At 40.6% G+C, this 17,080-nt stretch carries 17 protein-coding genes; 11 read left to right on the forward strand and 6 right to left on the reverse strand.

All coding sequences use genetic code 11. The annotated features are described in order from the left end of the window. Positions 1-72: 72 nt before the first annotated feature. Positions 73-1,386: a TldD/PmbA family protein gene (locus tag TOL9009_RS0110335; protein ID WP_029632737.1), complete on the reverse strand. Its 1,314-nt coding sequence runs from the start codon at positions 1,384-1,386 to the stop codon at positions 73-75. A 133-nt stretch (positions 1,387-1,519) separates the two neighbouring features. Next, positions 1,520-2,383: a Tab2/Atab2 family RNA-binding protein gene (locus TOL9009_RS0110340; RefSeq protein ID WP_029632738.1), complete on the reverse strand. Its 864-nt coding sequence runs from the start codon at positions 2,381-2,383 to the stop codon at positions 1,520-1,522. A 239-nt stretch (positions 2,384-2,622) separates the two neighbouring features. On the opposite strand from TOL9009_RS0110340, the gene TOL9009_RS0110345 reads away from it, so the two are divergent. From TOL9009_RS0110345 to TOL9009_RS0110365, 4 genes are all read left to right on the forward strand, one after another. After that, complete coding sequence (locus TOL9009_RS0110345) at positions 2,623-2,877, forward strand: TIGR03643 family protein (RefSeq protein ID WP_029632739.1); 255 nt, start codon at positions 2,623-2,625, stop codon at positions 2,875-2,877. A gap of 440 nt (positions 2,878-3,317) precedes the next feature. Then, positions 3,318-3,992 (forward strand): methyltransferase, encoded by a 675-nt coding sequence (locus TOL9009_RS0110355; RefSeq protein ID WP_029632740.1) that lies wholly within the window; start codon positions 3,318-3,320, stop codon positions 3,990-3,992. Between the two features lie 242 nt (positions 3,993-4,234). Continuing rightward, the gene (locus TOL9009_RS44425; RefSeq protein WP_260675967.1) at positions 4,235-4,465 is read left to right on the forward strand and encodes a restriction endonuclease subunit S; all 231 of its coding nucleotides are present in this window, start codon (positions 4,235-4,237) and stop codon (positions 4,463-4,465) included. A gap of 113 nt (positions 4,466-4,578) precedes the next feature. Then, on the forward strand, positions 4,579-5,250 hold the full coding sequence (locus TOL9009_RS0110365; protein ID WP_029632741.1) for a hypothetical protein: 672 nt from the start codon (positions 4,579-4,581) through the stop codon (positions 5,248-5,250). A 140-nt stretch (positions 5,251-5,390) separates the two neighbouring features. Here the strand turns inward: TOL9009_RS0110365 and TOL9009_RS47125 are convergent, their stop codons facing one another. Continuing rightward, entirely contained in the window at positions 5,391-5,630 is a 240-nt protein-coding gene (locus TOL9009_RS47125) for a hypothetical protein (RefSeq protein ID WP_186227528.1), read from the reverse strand. Between the two features lie 93 nt (positions 5,631-5,723). Here TOL9009_RS47125 and TOL9009_RS0110375 point away from each other — a divergent pair, with 93 nt between their 5' ends. Next, entirely contained in the window at positions 5,724-6,023 is a 300-nt protein-coding gene (locus TOL9009_RS0110375) for a 4a-hydroxytetrahydrobiopterin dehydratase (protein ID WP_029632742.1), read from the forward strand. A gap of 176 nt (positions 6,024-6,199) precedes the next feature. On the opposite strand, the gene TOL9009_RS50160 is transcribed toward TOL9009_RS0110375, so the two are convergent. After that, the gene (locus tag TOL9009_RS50160) at positions 6,200-6,445 is read right to left on the reverse strand and encodes a hypothetical protein (protein ID WP_313770057.1); all 246 of its coding nucleotides are present in this window, start codon (positions 6,443-6,445) and stop codon (positions 6,200-6,202) included. A gap of 231 nt (positions 6,446-6,676) precedes the next feature. Here TOL9009_RS50160 and TOL9009_RS0110380 point away from each other — a divergent pair, with 231 nt between their 5' ends. Both TOL9009_RS0110380 and TOL9009_RS0110385 read left to right on the forward strand, forming a co-directional pair. Continuing rightward, on the forward strand, positions 6,677-8,578 hold the full coding sequence (locus TOL9009_RS0110380; RefSeq protein WP_029632743.1) for a protein kinase domain-containing protein: 1,902 nt from the start codon (positions 6,677-6,679) through the stop codon (positions 8,576-8,578). A 256-nt stretch (positions 8,579-8,834) separates the two neighbouring features. Next, complete coding sequence (locus TOL9009_RS0110385; RefSeq protein WP_029632744.1) at positions 8,835-9,572, forward strand: DUF561 domain-containing protein; 738 nt, start codon at positions 8,835-8,837, stop codon at positions 9,570-9,572. An 87-nt stretch (positions 9,573-9,659) separates the two neighbouring features. On the opposite strand, the gene TOL9009_RS0110390 is transcribed toward TOL9009_RS0110385, so the two are convergent. After that, positions 9,660-10,808, reverse strand: a complete 1,149-nt coding sequence (locus tag TOL9009_RS0110390; RefSeq protein ID WP_029632745.1) for a DegT/DnrJ/EryC1/StrS family aminotransferase — start codon at positions 10,806-10,808, stop codon at positions 9,660-9,662. Between the two features lie 195 nt (positions 10,809-11,003). On the opposite strand from TOL9009_RS0110390, the gene TOL9009_RS0110395 reads away from it, so the two are divergent. After that, on the forward strand, positions 11,004-11,780 hold the full coding sequence (locus TOL9009_RS0110395) for an ABC transporter permease (RefSeq protein WP_029632746.1): 777 nt from the start codon (positions 11,004-11,006) through the stop codon (positions 11,778-11,780). A 116-nt stretch (positions 11,781-11,896) separates the two neighbouring features. Here the strand turns inward: TOL9009_RS0110395 and TOL9009_RS0110400 are convergent, their stop codons facing one another. Continuing rightward, positions 11,897-13,657, reverse strand: a complete 1,761-nt coding sequence (locus TOL9009_RS0110400) for a phage tail tape measure protein (protein ID WP_029632747.1) — start codon at positions 13,655-13,657, stop codon at positions 11,897-11,899. An 807-nt stretch (positions 13,658-14,464) separates the two neighbouring features. Here TOL9009_RS0110400 and TOL9009_RS0110405 point away from each other — a divergent pair. The 3 genes from TOL9009_RS0110405 to TOL9009_RS47130 are packed head-to-tail and all read left to right on the forward strand — an operon-like array spanning position 14,465 to position 16,745. Further along, on the forward strand, positions 14,465-15,688 hold the full coding sequence (locus TOL9009_RS0110405) for a succinate--CoA ligase subunit beta (RefSeq protein WP_029632748.1): 1,224 nt from the start codon (positions 14,465-14,467) through the stop codon (positions 15,686-15,688). Positions 15,689-15,714: 26 nt separating this feature from the next. Beyond that, positions 15,715-16,596, forward strand: coding sequence for a succinate--CoA ligase subunit alpha (locus tag TOL9009_RS0110410; RefSeq protein ID WP_029632749.1), 882 nt, complete (start codon positions 15,715-15,717; stop codon positions 16,594-16,596). 8 nt (positions 16,597-16,604) lie between these two features. Further along, positions 16,605-16,745 carry a hypothetical protein gene (locus TOL9009_RS47130; protein ID WP_186227529.1) on the forward strand — a complete coding sequence of 47 codons (141 nt, stop codon included), beginning with the start codon at positions 16,605-16,607 and terminating at the stop codon, positions 16,743-16,745. Positions 16,746-17,080: the final 335 nt, after the last annotated feature.

Here is a 17,080-nt window from a genome sequence, read left to right on the forward strand (position 1 = left end):
CCCCAGTCCCCAGTCCCCAGTCCCCAGTCCCCAGTCCCCAGTCCCCAGTCCCCAGTCCCCAGTCCCCAATCTTCAAGTTTTTCTGCCGGTGGTGGAAAGTCCGTCTACTATGAGAGATGGAGTGTAACAAGAACCATTCCAATCAGCGTCGCCACCAAGTAAAACCACTTGTTTAAGAGCAGTATAGACATTACCTGCAACCATAGTATCTTTAACCCGCCCAATTACTTGACCATTTTGGACGCGGTAGCCCAAATCAATATTGATGGAAAAGTCGCCAGAAATGGCATTACCACCGCCCAAGATTTGATCTACAATCAAGCCATGATCCAACTTTTGAATCAAATGTTGTAGCGAAGTTGAACCAGGCTTGATTAAGAAATTAAATAAACCAGGGGTAGGATAGCTACTTAAATCAGGGCGAAAACCGTTACCAGTATTACCTGTATTTAATTGATGTCCGGTAGTGCGATCGCCATAAAAATTTTGCAAAACTCCATTTTGAATAAACATCAAAAACTGAGTCGGTGTACCTTCATCATCAAAAGGACAGCTATATGGTCCGGCAAGTGGGTCTTGGTATAAAGTCAGAGTTGGTGCTATTACTGCTTGACCAATCCGGGAAGTCCAAGGAGAAGATTTTTCCAGCACTCGTTTACCATTTAAAGCAGCTTGCACAGTACCCCAAAGCATATCAGCGGCTTTAGAAGTAAATAATACTGGAACGCGACCCTTAGGAGGTGAGACATTTTTTCTTGCCCAAATCAACCGCTGTAAAATTTGGTTAGCTACTTTCTCAGGATGTAAATCACCCCGCTGAGTTTGACCATCAGCGACACTTAAAAAATCATCACCGCGTACCCATTCAGCTTCTATATAAGAATTAAGAGTTGTATCAGTGTAGTAACAATCTAAACCTTTTGTGTTGACGAGTCTGGTAGTTTCCACATCGCATTCCCACTCAGCCGTACAGACAACATCTGGGTAAGCATCGCGAATGATCGCGATCGCTTCAGAACCCCAGTTTACCAACACCTCTATCGGCACATCTTCCCCCAAGTCTGGGTAAAAAGACTGAGACGTGCTATTTAATTCTATAGTTTCTGGTTGATTTAATTGACTTAGAGACAGCGCCCGTTCCACCATTGCAGCAGCGGTGACAGAACCGTAAGCTACCGTAAGTCCCGGACATCCATTCCGCCACAACCGTAGTGCTGTACCTTCCGCTTGACTGGTTTCTAGCTGTTTTAGACGATTTGCCTCAAAAAACACAGGTCGAGAAAGCGATCGCGACTGATAAACCTCAGCTGCCTCGGCACCCGACTTGATAGCTAGTTCCAACAACTGTTCTGCTAGTGTATCTTGTGACAAATTTTCAGAACCCATGACCTTTGATGATTTGAAGAGGGGGAAAGGGGAAAGGGGAAAGGGGAAAGGGTAAAAGGAAAAGAATTATTACCAATGCCCCCATGCCCCATGCCCAATGCCCAATGCCCAATTCCCAATGCCCTAATTAAATTTACGGCAAATTGACCTCTTGCAACAGCCAGAAGCCGGCAAAAGATTCGGCTTGGCGATCGGATTGCACACCGATAAAATGAACTCCGTTAGCTTTTTGCTTTGCTTCTTCAAAACTTTTGGCTTCTGCGATGGTGTTCTCATTTTTGATATTCGCCAAAATCCAGCTTTCAGTCCCACCAGTTTCTAAAACTAATCTTGTCCCTTTACTTGTGTCAAGTCTCAACCAAGCCAACTCCAAACCAGACATCCAACCCGCTAAAGGTAGCGCTCTGGGTGAGAAAATTAACACACCAGGAATGCGGCTTTCCGGTAATAAATTCGCAAATTCAATCGGGAAAGATTCACCAAAGGCGATTTCCCACTCATGCATATCCGCAAAATCCGCACCTGTTAAGGTAACAAATAACCATTCCTTTCCTTCCAAAGCATCTGGTAAACGTTGAGGTAAGGGACTTTCCAGACGCACTGAAGCATTAGTTCCGTCTTGATACCCAGGTTCTTGAGGATACACCTGTTCGTTCCGCTCTTGCAGCCATTGATTAAGCATTAAAGTGCGACGGCTAGGTTGAGCCGGAATCCCCACATCCTGGCAAGCTTTAGTTATCATATTATTCATTTGCCGACGGAAAAAGCGGATTTTCAGCGGTGCAACTCCAGCTTGATTAATTGCTTCTTGCAACGCTGTCCGCAACCAACCCGAATTTACCTGCGTGCTGGGGCAATACTGAGCATAGCGAAATAAAGAATCAGCTTTTGTGCGCGTATCCAAAGGACTTTCGCACACTAACACCTCCCAAATTTTTTTGTTGTTCTCGTCCAAAATCGGACGGGAGTAATAATCGAGTTCCCAAATACTGCCCATGTTATGCCGTTTAAGTCTGGCGACTTCATATTTTTTCTTATATTTTCATAATATAGGGCGTTGGTTGCGAGTCTCCTTATTCCTGAATTTATTATCGTAGTAAGCGCTGAAGCGCTTATTTTAAGCACTCTTCGTGCTTACTACGTGTGAGAGGCGATCGCCCAAGTCCACGCCTTATGGATGATGGCGATTCTTTGTTATATTTCTTAAACTTTTAGAGACATCTGTGTCAAACTTAAATGAAGCTACCTGAACTAGATTTAGAAACCATTGACAGAGCGATCGAAATGGCGTGGGAAGATAGAACGCCATTTGAAGCAATTGAAAAACAATTTGGTTTACAAGAACAACAAGTTATTACCCTCATGCGTCGGGAAATGAAGCCATCCAGCTTTCGGATGTGGCGCCAACGTGTTGAAGGTCGCAATACTAAGCATTTGCACAAGCGAGAATTTTTGGCTGGTCGATTTAAGTCAGATAATCAAAAAACTTAAACTCGCGCTTCTCATCTTACCTTATTTAGACACAAAGAAAGTGGAAAACAATGTAGAGACGTAGCACTGCTACGTCTAATCAAGGGTTCTGGATTAGGTATATCTTCAAAATATCCCTTCCAAGTTAAACCTTTTTCCTCTAACTGACTCATCAAACTTTTAGAAGCGACAGTATGGTTAACATAATCAGATTTGCGAGAATTATGACAAAGATATGATCGTATTTAGGAATCGCTTTATATTCGTTGGTGGGAACTAAAGCTAGTCGCGTATTTACTGTGATAGACTCTTTTGCATCTTTAGTTTGGGATGAGCAAGCGATCGCAATCAAACTAAAACTAAATCCGCAAAGTACTCAAATCATCTGTTTCGGTGTTGGGCGCATATCAATAACGTGGTATATTTGAGTTGTTAGTAATTTACTTTTATTACTCTTCTAAATGACTAAGTTGCATCTACAAGTAGCCGGATTCCAAGAACTTCATTCCGAATTTCTATCTAAACAGTCTAGCATTGCTACTTACAATATTAATGGTCTGAATATCATTGCCCTCCCAAATATATATCATCCAGAGCCACAATCTAGCAGCATGTTTTTCCTGAAAACTATTCGGGAACAATTTAAACAGCAAAATAGCAAGAAAGGACGGCTGCTAGAGTTAGGGTGTGGCACAGGTGTTATTGGACTATGTTGTAATGAATATGTAGAAGAATTGTACCTTTCTGACATAGACAAAAATGCTGTATTTTGCACCCAAATTAATGCATTTTTAAATTACATGTACCCCCACATATACCATTCCAACCTCTTCGAGTCCTTACCTGATATCTTATTTGATACGATCCTTTTTAATATACCTTTCCTAGACAAAAAGATTGAGGCAAGTGTAGAAGTAGCAACTAATGATTTAGATGGTCAAATATTCATTAATTTTATCAAAGAAATTCCGATGTACCTTGCCCCAAAAGGAGATGTGTTTTTTAGTTATTCCAATCTGGGAAATTTAGAACTTTTTAATAAAATTCCCGACTTCTTTATCGTGGAAAAAATTGCAAATGAAGTAGATAAACAAACCGGAATAGACAGAAGCGTTTTTCAGATGAGAATGAAGTAAACATGTTTGCCAGAAGTTAAAGTGTGAAAAGTTTTATTTCTTCTTCTTAAAAGATTTTAGGTAAGGAGTACATTAATTAATGGACTTATCGCGTTTCCTAATAAGAGTGAGTACGCAATTACCTCACCCCGATAAAACTACGTTTTATCTCCCCTCTCCTTACTAAGGAGAGGGGTTGGGGGTGAGGTAGCGCAAATCAACCGTAATTTTCATTAAACCTCACCCCGATAAAATTACGTTTTATCTCCCCTCTCCTTACTAAGGCTGCGGGAGGCGCACAACCAAATTTAAACGTCGGAAAAATTAAAGAAACACTTATGCCCGTTCCACCACTTGCAGAACAAAAACGCATTGTAGAGAAGTGCGATCGCCTAATGTCCCTCTGCGATACCCTAGAAGCCAAACTAAAACAAGGGCGAGACAGCAACGAGAAATTAATGGAAGTTGCAGCAAAGCAAGTTTTAACAGCTTGATAACATCCTAGCATTTCGCATTCAATCAGCTTGCAGGCGATCGCCGATTACTATTAACTCAAAATCTCAATATTAAAATAAACTTTTATATTTTAACGTTCAATAAATCAATTATGCCTGAGTCAACACCAAATTTTTTGCCGTCTATTTTAGCTACAATTTTGGTAATTATATGGTTTTTACACAAAGGATTATTAATTGGATTTGATAAAAAATATAAGAAATTACTCTTTAAGGTTACTCTTTGGTTGAATAAAAGACCGATTATTTTACCTACTATTTTAATGTTAATTTCTCCTTTTTTATTTACTTATTTAGCTCTACCTCAATTCGAGTTAACAGGGTTATTCAAACAAATATTTTCAATATTTACATTTATGCTAGGTGTGATTGTTACTCGTTTAAAAGAAGAAAAATTATCTAAAGGCAACAAGAAAATAGCAGTGATCGCAGCAGCCAATGAGCATCATTTCAACATAGAAATTTTAAAGTCTAATCTAAAAATTATAGAAAATAATAGTAAGCAACCCTTAAAGCTCCTGAAAACAGAATCTCTCAAATTAATAAATGATAATATTCCTCAAGAAGATGTCCGAAAATTTACAGCTAGAACTCGTGCGATTAGGGAATTAATGGATGATTTTGATAATTTTAATGCTTTAATAAAAGCTAGAAACTCACAAAAAGGATTAGATGAAAGAAAAGCTTTAGTACCCGTAATATCAAATTTATTAACTAAACTACCTGATTTATTATCACCACTATTGCTTACAATCGTGGAATGAATATAGCCCCAGGCTTGATTAACCCTTCCGCTTCTCCTAACGGAGACGCTGCGCGAACGCTCAGGGTTAACCTGAAATACCCAGACGCATCTATTGAGCTTCCCGCTAACTTTCGTGATGTAGCCAAGACACCCAGATTTTTATATGGCGATCGCTTGCGTTGGCTCTCGGCTGAAAGCGATACTGACTGGGGTATTGTCATTGGTCGATTTTATAGCTTTGCTAGCGATCGGTGCTACTGGAGTTGGTGCTACCTGATATCGCAACTGGTGAACTAAATAATTGCGATCGCCGAAATAACAAATGCGATCACCGAAATAGCAGAGAGCATCCCAATTTTGTAAATTTACCAAGATGGTGGATAGTCTATGTAAAATCATTTTCATACCCGGATTCAGCAACGCCGGAAATGACCTTATAAGTAGGTAAAATATACAAATAATTTGGAATAACTTATTTTTTGGAAGCCTCTCATGTCAGGATACAAACTAAACGAACTAGAATTACAAGATGCAATCTCCAATCTGCCCGGTTGGACAATAAAAGAAGGTAAATTGCACAAAGAATATAAATTTAGTACCTTTGCCCAAGCAATGGGTTGGATGGTTAGCGTCGCTATCTACACCGAGAAAATAGAGCATCATCCCATATGGTTGAACATTTACAACTTGGTTCAGGTTGATCTAATGACCTACGATTTAGGTAATGTCATTAGTAACCTCGACGTAGAACTGGCTAATAAAATGGAGGAACTAAGTAAAACATTTCAATAATTGGTAGCAAATTAAATATGCGTTATCCAGAACCTTTGTAAAGACGTTCCAACTGTTCAACATCTTTATCTTGAACTTGGGAAATCTTAGCTTACAGCGATTTTCAGCTTATTTGAACCACATTATTTTTATCACGCACTCGTAGCACAGTCGCACTAGAGAAAGATGAGTGTCGTCTAAATACATGAAAACTGCTGTAAGCTTTGGTGCGATCGCGCTTCTAGGGAACTAGGGTAGGAATTCTCATCAACCCAGATGAGCGGATTGTTGAGGTTTACTATTCTGGACAAGAAGCGGTGATACTTCCTGATGGGGATGTTCTCACGGTTCCCGATTTGCTTCCAGGTTGGGAAGTGCAGATTAGCGATTTGTGGGCGCCAGAGTTTGATTAAGCGCGTTTTTGGCAGGCAATGCGATCGCATAATGTCCTTGGGGAAAGTAAAAATTCATCAATAGGCGTTCCCAATTTGTGCAAAAGTCCCTATTATAACTATATCTCTAGTGGTTTTTGCCGAGAAAAATACTAATAGGACTTACGCAAGTGTCATATTTTTTTTGTAGAGGTTGTCAAAAGTCAAGGGTCAAAAGTCTAAAAAATCTGGACTTTTGAACCCCACTTGACTCTTAACTCCGATAACACTTGGTGCCCAAAAATGACCTACTGCCTCAATCCCATATGCTCAAAGCCTCTCAACCCTGACGGGATGTTATTCTGCCAATATTGTGGGACAAAATTAATACCGTTGCTCAGAGATCGGTATCGCATCATCCGTCCACTGGGAAGTGGAGGATTTGGCAAAACTTTTTTAGCAGAGGATGAAGACAAACTCAATGAACATTGTGTTGTCAAGCAGCTAGCACCGAAAGTATCAAGTTCAAGCGCTTTGCTGAAGTCAATGCAGCTTTTTGAAGATGAAGCGCGGCAGTTGCAACAGTTAGGAAAAAATCATCCCCAAATTCCCACATTACATGCTTATTTTAATCAAGATAATTCTCTATATTTAGTCCAAGAATTTATTGAAGGTAAAACCCTAACACAAGAGTTACACGAAGAAGGATGTTTCAGTGAAGAGAAAATTTGGAACATCTTAAAAGAATTATTACCAGTTATCAAATTTATTCATGATAATCAGGTAATTCACCGAGATATTAAACCAGATAATATTATTCGTCGTGACAGCGATGGACAATTGGTATTAATTGATTTTGGTGCTTCCAAGCTAGTAACAAACATTCAAGGACAACAAGGTACACAGATTGGTACGCATGGATATAGCCCCTTAGAACAAATGAAATCTGGAGAGGCTTACCCAGCAAGTGATTTATTTAGTTTGGGGGCTACATGCTTTTATCTGTTGACAGGAATTAATCCATTTGAATTGTATGTAAACTCTGGCTATAGCTGGGTAAAAAACTGGAGTAAATATCGAAAAGTTCAGATATCCCCAAAACTTTATCAGGTAATTAACAAGCTCTTACAAACAGATATTCAGAACCGCTACCAATCAGCAGATGAAGTTCCGCTGACTCAGATATCACAACCTATTACCCAACTGCCAAAGTCATGGTTTAATTTTCAGTTACCGCTTCTACCCCCACGATTAGTAAAGAAAAAATGGCTAATATCTCTACTAATCTTTGGGTTGGTATTCAGCGGTTATGTTATGTTGCATATATCGAATAACTCAACCTTGATAGGACATTTAGGTGAAGTTAATTCCCTTGCTTTTAGCCGCGATCGCATTACTCTTGTTAGTGGTAGTGATGATAAAACGATCAAAATTTGGAACCGGAATTATAAAAAAGTAATTCGCACCTTAAAAGGACATTTAGATATCGTTTATTCTGTTGCTATCAGCCCAGATGGTCGTATTATTGTCAGTGGCAGTAGGGACAAAACTATCAAAATCTGGAATTTGCAGACGGGACAGCTAATAAATACTTTGGATGGGCATAAGGACTTTGTTAATTCCGTTGCCATTAGCCCCGATGGTCAAACTATAGCTAGTGGTAGTTACGACCATACCATCAAACTCTGGAATCTGAAAACTCTACAGTTAATACGCACTTTTGACGGACATTCAGCACAAGTTTTGTCAGTTGCCATTAGTCCAGATAATCAAACTCTGATCAGTGGCAGCAAGGACAAAACCATTAAAATGTGGAATTTGAACACAGGACAGCTAATCCGTACTATTCAAGCACATTCCGGTGATGTGAATGCGATCGCGATCAATTTCCGTGGAGACATGTTTGCAAGTGCTAGCGATGATAAAACCGTCAAAGTCTGGAATTTGAACACAGGACAGGAAATCCGTACAATTGAAAAAGATTCTGCTGATGTGAATGCGATCGCTTTCAGTCATGATGGGAATAAAATTGCTAGCGGCAGCGATGACAAGACTGTAAAAATCTGGAACCTGATGAGTGGAGAGTTACTAGATACCTTTGAAGGGCATTCAAATGCAGTTTATGCCGTTGCTTTTAATCCAAATGACAAAACACTCGTAAGTGCTAGTGCTGACAAAACCATCAAAATTTGGCTTGTTCCGTGAAGCATTACAAAACTAGAACTTACGCAACTTCACACGAAAAGCATAAATATAACTCGTAGTAAGCGCTTCAGCGCTTATTTTAGCCACTAAAGTGCCTACTACGAGAAAACCTAAGAACTATCCTTCAACAAATCTAGCAATAATAAACAGTACCCTTTTTTCCTTTCCCCTTTCCCCTTTCCCCTTTCCCCCTCCTCAATTGGTAACGAGAGAACGGTAGAATAAACCTTATTTGCGTAGCTTTCCAAAACTAATTATGACGATGTATTCAATCCAACGTGCATTTGCTAACCGTCAAGTCCTCAAAGTTATCAGCGGTTTAAACAACTTTGACGCCCATCGCACAGCCGCTATTGTGAAAGCAGCCGATCTCGGTGGTGCTACTTTTGTTGATATTGCCGCAGATCCGGCTTTGGTTCAATTAGCTAAAAGTTTAACAAGCTTACCAATTTGTGTATCAGCAGTTGAACCCGAAAAGTTTGTTCAAGCTGTTGCCGCTGGTGCTGATTTAATTGAAATCGGCAATTTTGATTCTTTCTATGCTCAAGGACGCCGTTTTGAGGCTGAGGAAGTTTTAGCATTGACTCGCGAAACTCGTGCCTTGCTGCCAGAAATCACCTTATCTGTAACCGTTCCCCACATCCTCACACTCGATAAACAGGTACAGCTAGCCGAGGAATTGGTGAAAGCAGGTGCTGACATTATCCAAACCGAAGGTGGTACTAGCAGCCAACCCACACACCCCGGAACTCTAGGATTAATTGAAAAAGCTGCTCCCACCTTAGCAGCAGCTTATGAAATTTCTCGTGTAGTATCAGTGCCAGTATTGTGTGCTTCCGGCATTTCTAACGTCACAGTTCCACTAGCGATCGCAAGCGGTGCAGCTGGTGTTGGCGTCGGTTCTGCCATCAATCAACTTAACAGCGAAGTAGCAATGATTGCTGCTGTGCGTGGCTTGGTAGAAGCTTTAGCAAAAACTGCCCTCACCGTATAAGCCCTCACCCTAGGTCTAAAATTATTTAGCCCACGAAGGTGGGCTTTGTTTGTGTAGCCGCGACTTCTAGTCGTCAGGCACTTTTATTTATCCCAAACAATCCTTCAACGCATAAATCACCTGATCTTGCTGTTGTTCTGAAAGTTCTGGGAACATGGGCAAAGATAAAACCTCATTGCAGGTTTGTTCAGCTACAGGCAATTGTCCTGGCTGATAGCCCAGACTTTGATAAACTGGCTGTAAATGTAAAGGGTGGGGATAGTAAATCATTGTACTTACACCCAAAGATTGTAACTGATCTCGAACCGAGTCGCGATGTTTGGCGCTAATACCATTTCGCCCTTCAGATAATACCAAAATTGTGTATTGATTCCAAACGCCTGAACCACCAGTTAATTCTTGAGGGGGGATGATACCAGGAATTGATGTGAGTAACTGATGGTAACGAATTGCGATCGCTCGTCGCTGATTATTCCAAGTATCAAGATAACGTAGTTTAATCTGAAGAATAGCCGCTTGTAAAGCATCCAAGCGACTATTTACACCTGTTTCTTCGTGAATATAGCGAGTTCTACTACCATGCTCTTTTAATACTCGCAATTTTGCTGCAATTTCTGGGTCATTAGTTGTTATCGCTCCCCCATCACCGCAACCACCAAGATTTTTAGTTGGATAGAAACTAAAACAACCGACGTGTCCAATGCTTCCTACTCTCTGCCCTGCCCAACTTGCCCCTGTAGATTGGGCGCAATCTTCAATTACTATGAGATTGTGAACTTTGGCTAAATCCATCAAAGCAGTCATATCCACAGGTTGTCCAAACAAATGAACTGGGATAATTGCTTTCGTTTTGGGTGTAATTGCGGCTGCTATTTGCTGCAAATCCAAATTATAGGTAGTAGCATCAATATCAACGAAAACTGGCTTTGCACCCACAGCGCTGACAACTTCTGATGTTGCAATAAAAGTAAAAGGTGTAGTAATTACTTCATCACCAGAACCAATTCCCAAAGCTCGTAGAGATAAGTAAAGCGCATCAGTTCCAGAGTTACAACTTACACATTGACTAACACCATGATAAGCGGCAAACTGTTGCTCAAAGCTGGCAACTACAGAACCGCCGATATAACGTCCAGAAGCCAAAAGTTCTAAAACAGCCGCACTCACTTCTGCTTCAATGGTGCTGTATTGCAGCTTGTTATCAAAGGCAGGGATAGTATTTATGCTTTGGATCATGAGTTTTCGTTTTATTTGAATAAGCGATTTCAAGACAATCAACTAAGTAAGAATTTTTACTTAGATTTATAATTGGTAAAGCTACCAATCGTTGGCATAAAAGGTGATATATATCAACCAAGATCCAACACCTCTAATTAAAGTTCCAAGTGTGTAGGCAAATGAGCGAAAAAAACTTCCAGAGGTAAAAAATCGATGCAGGATTTGATCAAGTTGGATTTGGTTGATTTGGTTATTGGTGTAGGATTAATGGCGATCGCCATTGGTTTATCTGCGCTTTCTAGACTAGGGCTAGAATTAAACTTAGCCCTCGCTACGGGGAGAACCATCCTACAACTACTTGTGTTGGGATACGTTTTAGACTTCATCTTTGCTTTTAATAACCCTTGGGCAGTTTTGGGGATTTTGGCAATAATGCTGACGATAGCAGCGATTGTCGCACGAAATCGCATCACTGTGAAAATACCCCAGGTTTTGCCGTTAGTCTGGGGAACAATTTTCATCAGCACTTTTATCACACTGTTTTACATCAATTTCTTAATTATTCAACCAGACAGATGGTATGAACCGCAGTATTTGGTTCCTTTGGCGGGGATAATCTTAGGTAATGCCATGAATGCAGGAGCTATCGCCGGCGAACGTCTTGTCAGCACAATTAACTCCAGTCACCTAGAAATTGAAACCCACTTAAGCTTAGGGGCAACACCTATGCAATCAATTACTCAATACCGCAAAGACGCCATCAAAGCCGGATTAATTCCCACTTTAAATCAGATGACGCTTATCGGTATGGTCGCATTACCACCAATCACAACCGGACAGTTGCTAGGTGGAGTAACTCCCCTTGATGCTGTATCATACGAAATTTTGATTGTGTTTGCGATCGCTTTCACCAACTTGCTGACAACCCTATTAATTACTCGCGGTTTGTGTAGCCAGTTTTTTAACTCCAACGCGCAGTTAGTTAGGTGAGAGGAGTAGGGGACTAGGGGACAAGGAAGCAGGGGAGGCAGGGGAGGCAAATAGTTCTTTTTTCCCAATGCCCAATGCCCCATGCCCAATGCCCAATGCCCAATGCCCAATGACTCCTAACCTTCGTGCGATCGCGTATGCACTACTTGACCTTGGGCATCATAGACGATTAAAGGTAGGTTAGCGTTTTCACTAATGGCACTTAATGCTTCTTGCAATACTTGTAAATGATTGCTAATGCCAGCAAAAGAACTTGGGTCTTGAGGATTGGCGTTAGCTAAACTATTTTGCAGTGTTCGTTGATACTCGGCGGTAATTTTGACGGTAATTCCTTTGTTATCTACGCTGAAAATGCAAATCCGAATTTGACTAGAACAAGTTTTCGCCAAGTCTGTCCGGGTTTGTTGCAAATAAAGCGCAATTTGGGCTTGTTGTTCTGCTTGGTTGAAAGCATTTGCATAAGGTTCAATCAAAAGTTGCCCTTGTGAGTAATAAAAGCTGTCAGCCTTAATCTGTTTGAGGGTGTTCAAAGCCAGAGACCAATTTGCCCGCGCTGCTTGCCATTGGTTTTGTTGCTCATATGCTTTAGCTTGGTTGGCTGTGTTAATGGCTTGTTGATAAGATTTAGCAGCTAATAGTTCAAAAGTTGCGCGATCGCGTGCGGTTGCTAGTTTCGCTTTATAATCAACTAGGAGATTTTGGGCTTGTTCGTATTCTGGGCTAGTGTGGGGAATAATCCTTAAGGCATTAACTACTATCTGCCAAGTAGACTGCACTCTTTGCAAGTCTTTTAGAGATTTAGCTTTAGTTTCCCACGTTGCTGCTACTTTGGCTACAGATTTGGAATCTGCCAATTTTTTAGTCCATTTTTCTTCATTCAGTAACTGCTGATTTACAGCTTGCAATCTCAAGCGATACAAGGATAATTTGCGCTGTACCAGTCTGTAAAGTTCGTTTTGGGGGTTAATACCTTCCAATGGTGCGATCGCCTCTCGCCAAAGTTGTTGTTTATTATGTAATTGTTGTATACTGTTTACCGGACTTTCAGTTTTTAGCTCTGCTAAAGATGCTGATTGCAAAGCTTTGAGAACCAACTTTATTTTTTCTGACTGCCCTGATAAATTAACGGAAAGTTGCTCTGCTTCTTGGTGTCGTGACGACCAACCGGGAATGTTTTTTAAGTTGGTGCTGGCTATTTCAAATTGCGTGTGCAGCTTTGCCAATTCTTCCTCAGACCTAGCATTGCGCGTTAATTGCTGGGATGATTTTTCTAACTCTGCCGCTGTTTGTATCTCTTTACACACAGACATGACACAAGGACGAGTCAAAAAGTAAGCACCGATGCCTAACAATGCAATTCCTGACAAAGCAGCCACTAGAATCGATTTAATTGAAAGCGATCGCTTTAATGTTGTCCCATAAAACAAATCCGGTGCATCCGCTATCGGCTCAAATTCTTCCTCCTCAGTGAATTCAGAATAAGTTATATAAGGTAACGGAGAGATTTCTCCCCCTTGTCCCCCTTCTTCCCCTTCTTCCCCTTCTTCCCCTTGTCCCCCTTCTTCCCCTTCTTCCCCCACTCTCACCATCATAGAATGCTTGGCATAAGGAAGTTTCTCGCTGGCGATTCTAATAAAAATTTCTACTTGTTGGTTTCTGCAACCTGGAAGAGATTCAAGTGCTTCCTCTAGTACTGCGAAAACTTGCTGAGTATGAGTTGTCACACTTAGAGGATGTTCAATTAGAATCATTAGCTGGTCATTTTTGACAGCACACTTAACCCGGAAAACTTCACCAGATAAGACTTCTGCACGTAAGTGTTCCTGCAAAATTGTTGCCAAAAGCTCTAAATCTTCTTGCTGGACTTCTACTTTCATACATCGATCCCGCTGGTTTTCTATATTGTTTTTACTATCTTCGAGTGTATAAAGTGAGTAACTTCCGTTCTTTGATTGCAAATGCACAGTTTGATTAACCACAGCCTTAAAGTCCGAACGAACAACTTTGTAACACAAATTACGATTCTTTAGTAAAAATTAAATTTTCATAAAACTCAATAATTCGTAAAGCTCGCTTTTTACCTTGGCTCTAGACTGTTGAGATTAACTCTTAACAGTCAGCTTCTGCTTGTGTGTTCTTTTTTCAACTCTCATTTGTTAAATAGAAATTTTAAACGCTTATCATAATCCAAGCAAATAGAAGTATGGTTTATTTTTTGCTAAAGATGCGCTATTGTTGCATCTCTAGGTTTTTATACAACTAGATGGTGTTCTTATTCAATTCAATGGCAGCTAAAAATTACAAAAAAATGGGAGTAATATAATCTATGAGCATTTTTACTGCATTCAATCTGGCAAGAAAACGTACACTAGCTGCCGTAAATAATTTTATCGTGAGAATGCGTTAGTAACAAAATTATCCAAATAGAAGAAAAAAACTGCTTGAATACTTCTGTTAGAGAAAAATGCTAGTTATTTTAGATGCTGTTGATTTTACTGAGATAATGAGTTATGTGTTCTTGACATCAGTAGAATAGATTTGCTATTGTCAGCAACTTGCTTCATGTAGCGAATTGGATAAAATTAATGAGAGAAAAAAACGTTTATAGCCAATTAAGGCTTGATTTTACATTCAAGATGTAACGAAGACGCTTTTGGGAAGTAGCTATACAAGGTGATTATTTTATGGATTTATTAGAGTATCAAGTAAAAGAATGGTTTGGAAATATAGGTATTCCCGTATTGCCATCGCAACGAATTGACCATCCCACAGATTTAAAACGTTTAAAAATCCGTTATCCGATCGTACTAAAATCTCAAGTACATGCCGGTGAACGGGCAAAAGCTGGTGGAGTCAGATTTGTGGAGACTACCATTGATGCGATCGCCGCCGCGCAAAATATCTTCAATTTGCGGATTTTAGGCGAATTACCAGAAGTATTGCTGGCAGAATCTAAATACGATGCCGATCAAGAATACTATTTAGCAGTAGTTTTAGATACCGCTCTTTGCCGACCAGTTATTTTAGGTGGTAAAGAAGCGAACATAGATTGGGAATTAGCCTCAGAGAAAATACAACATGTAGTTGTTGAACAAGAATTCTCCCCATATTATGCACGAACATTAGCTTTAAAAATGGGTTTGCACGGTTCAATGATGCAATCCATCAGCGCCGTGATGGAAAAAATGTATCAGTTATTTGTGGAAAAAGACCTGGACTTAGTAGAAATTAACCCTTTGGGGGTGAGTCAGAGCGGAAAGGTGATGGCACTCAATGGTAATATCAGAGTCAACGAACGAGCGATCGCTCGTCATCCTGATATGGCACTGATGGCTGAAAAAATAGTCACCCGTCATGCCAACAATCATACAAATGGGCATTTGCGTGATTGGGATGGAATAGAAATGCATGGTAAAATTGCCATCTTGGGTAATGGTGCTGGTTCAGTAATGGCAACTTTAGATTTAGTCGCTAATGGTGGGGGTAAGCCTGGTGTTTGTTTGAATCTGCGCCATGCTTTTCCCGCAGAGACTCCCGCAACTACTTTTAGCGATCGCCTAGCAAAAAGTCTGAAAATGTTGGCAGATGACAAAAGTACTCAAGTCATCCTCATTAACCTTTTGGGTACCGTTCCTCAGCCTCCTGAAGTCGCTGAAATTATTATGGCGTTTTTGCAACAGGACAAGAGTGAACTCAAACCACATGTGTTACGCTCTAATGGTAATAAAAGCCGCCGAGAAAATAACTTTCCCCGCTTTGTTATCCGTCTTGGTGGTTCTGATTTAAATGCAACGAAAGATTATTTAGCAACAATAAAAAGTGGGAGCGATGCGCCCATAGTAGTAGAAGATTTAGATGAAGCGGTAGCCGAAGCAATTCGTCTTGCCAAATCTCATAGAAAGTTTTGAATGCACCCAACTTATCTGACTTTTTTATGAACTTAATGCCAGACAGCAAAGTGTTAATTCAAGGCTTCAGTGAATTCATCTCAGCAACTCACATAGCCCAAATGAAAGCTTATGGAACTAATTTGGTCGCTGGTGTGAATCCTGGATATGGTGGACAGCAACTGTATAATTTGCTGGTATTTGACTTAGTAGAGGAAGTGATAGAGGAATTTGGGGAAATTGATACCACAATTATTTGCGTACACCCTTACCAAGTACTGGACGCAGCATTGGAAGCGATCGCATCTGATATCCGCCAATTAATTATCATCTCCCCAGGGGTGCCACCTTTGGATATGGTGGAATTACTTCGCAAAGCCGAGGCTAAAGAAACTCTGGTTGTCGGTCCAAATAGCCCAGGGATCATCGTCCCCGGCAAAATTCTTTTAGGTACTCAACCTAGTGAATTCTATACTCCAGGATCAGTGGGAATCGTCAGCCGTAGCAGCACCCTGATTTATGAAGTTGCCTGGGAATTAACAAAAGCTGATTTTGGGCAATCCATAAGTGTGAGTATTGGTAGTGATGCGATCGTTGGTTCATCATTTTTGCAATGGCTGCAAATTCTCGATGAAGATGAAAATACAGAAGCGATCGTTGTAGTTGGTCAACCTGGTGGAGGTAGCGAAGAAGTTGCAGCACAGTACATTGCTGAGGCTATTGATAAACCAGTTATTGCCTATATTGCAGGCACTCAAGCACCAGCAGGAAAACATTGGCGTCAAACTGGGACTTTAGCAGCTGTTATCGGACGCGATCCTGACTTTGGCACAGCAAAAAGTAAATTAGCCGCTTTCAAACAAGCACATGTACCAGTAGCTGAACGTCCTTCTCAAATTCCAGAATTAGTCAAAAAGGCACTGAAATAGAGATAGATATGAGTCCAGAACAAGAATTATTAGAAAAATGGCGATCGCTTGACAAAGAAAAACAGGAAGAAGTTTTAGATTTGGTAAAATTTATTCATGCAAAAATGGTGAAACTTCAACCATTTTTGTCCCAGTTAAATTGTCGTTAAACCCATAACCCGACTAGGGTTGTAAACCCTAGCCTAATAGCTAAAGTCCTCTAAAAGAGGACTAAATACAGCAGATTGCGTTTTTATTCAATACACGTAGAGACGAAGCATGTGGAACGTCTTTACAGGGTTTTGGGTTTTATGCATATACCTCATTTACCTGAAATATGCTGTAAAGATTTCAGTCCATTTTAATGGACTTGTGCTGTTAGCCTTAGAATAAATTCTAAGGCGAGATGGCGGCAAGTCCAGGCAATTAAGCAAACAGATCCGGAACCCCACCCCGCCAAAGCTACGCTTTAGCTCCCCTCCCCGCAGGCGGGGAGGGGTTGGGG

The organism is [Scytonema hofmanni] UTEX 2349, assembly GCF_000582685.1.
Classification (GTDB): Bacteria; Cyanobacteriota; Cyanobacteriia; order Cyanobacteriales; family Nostocaceae; genus Hassallia; species Hassallia hofmanni.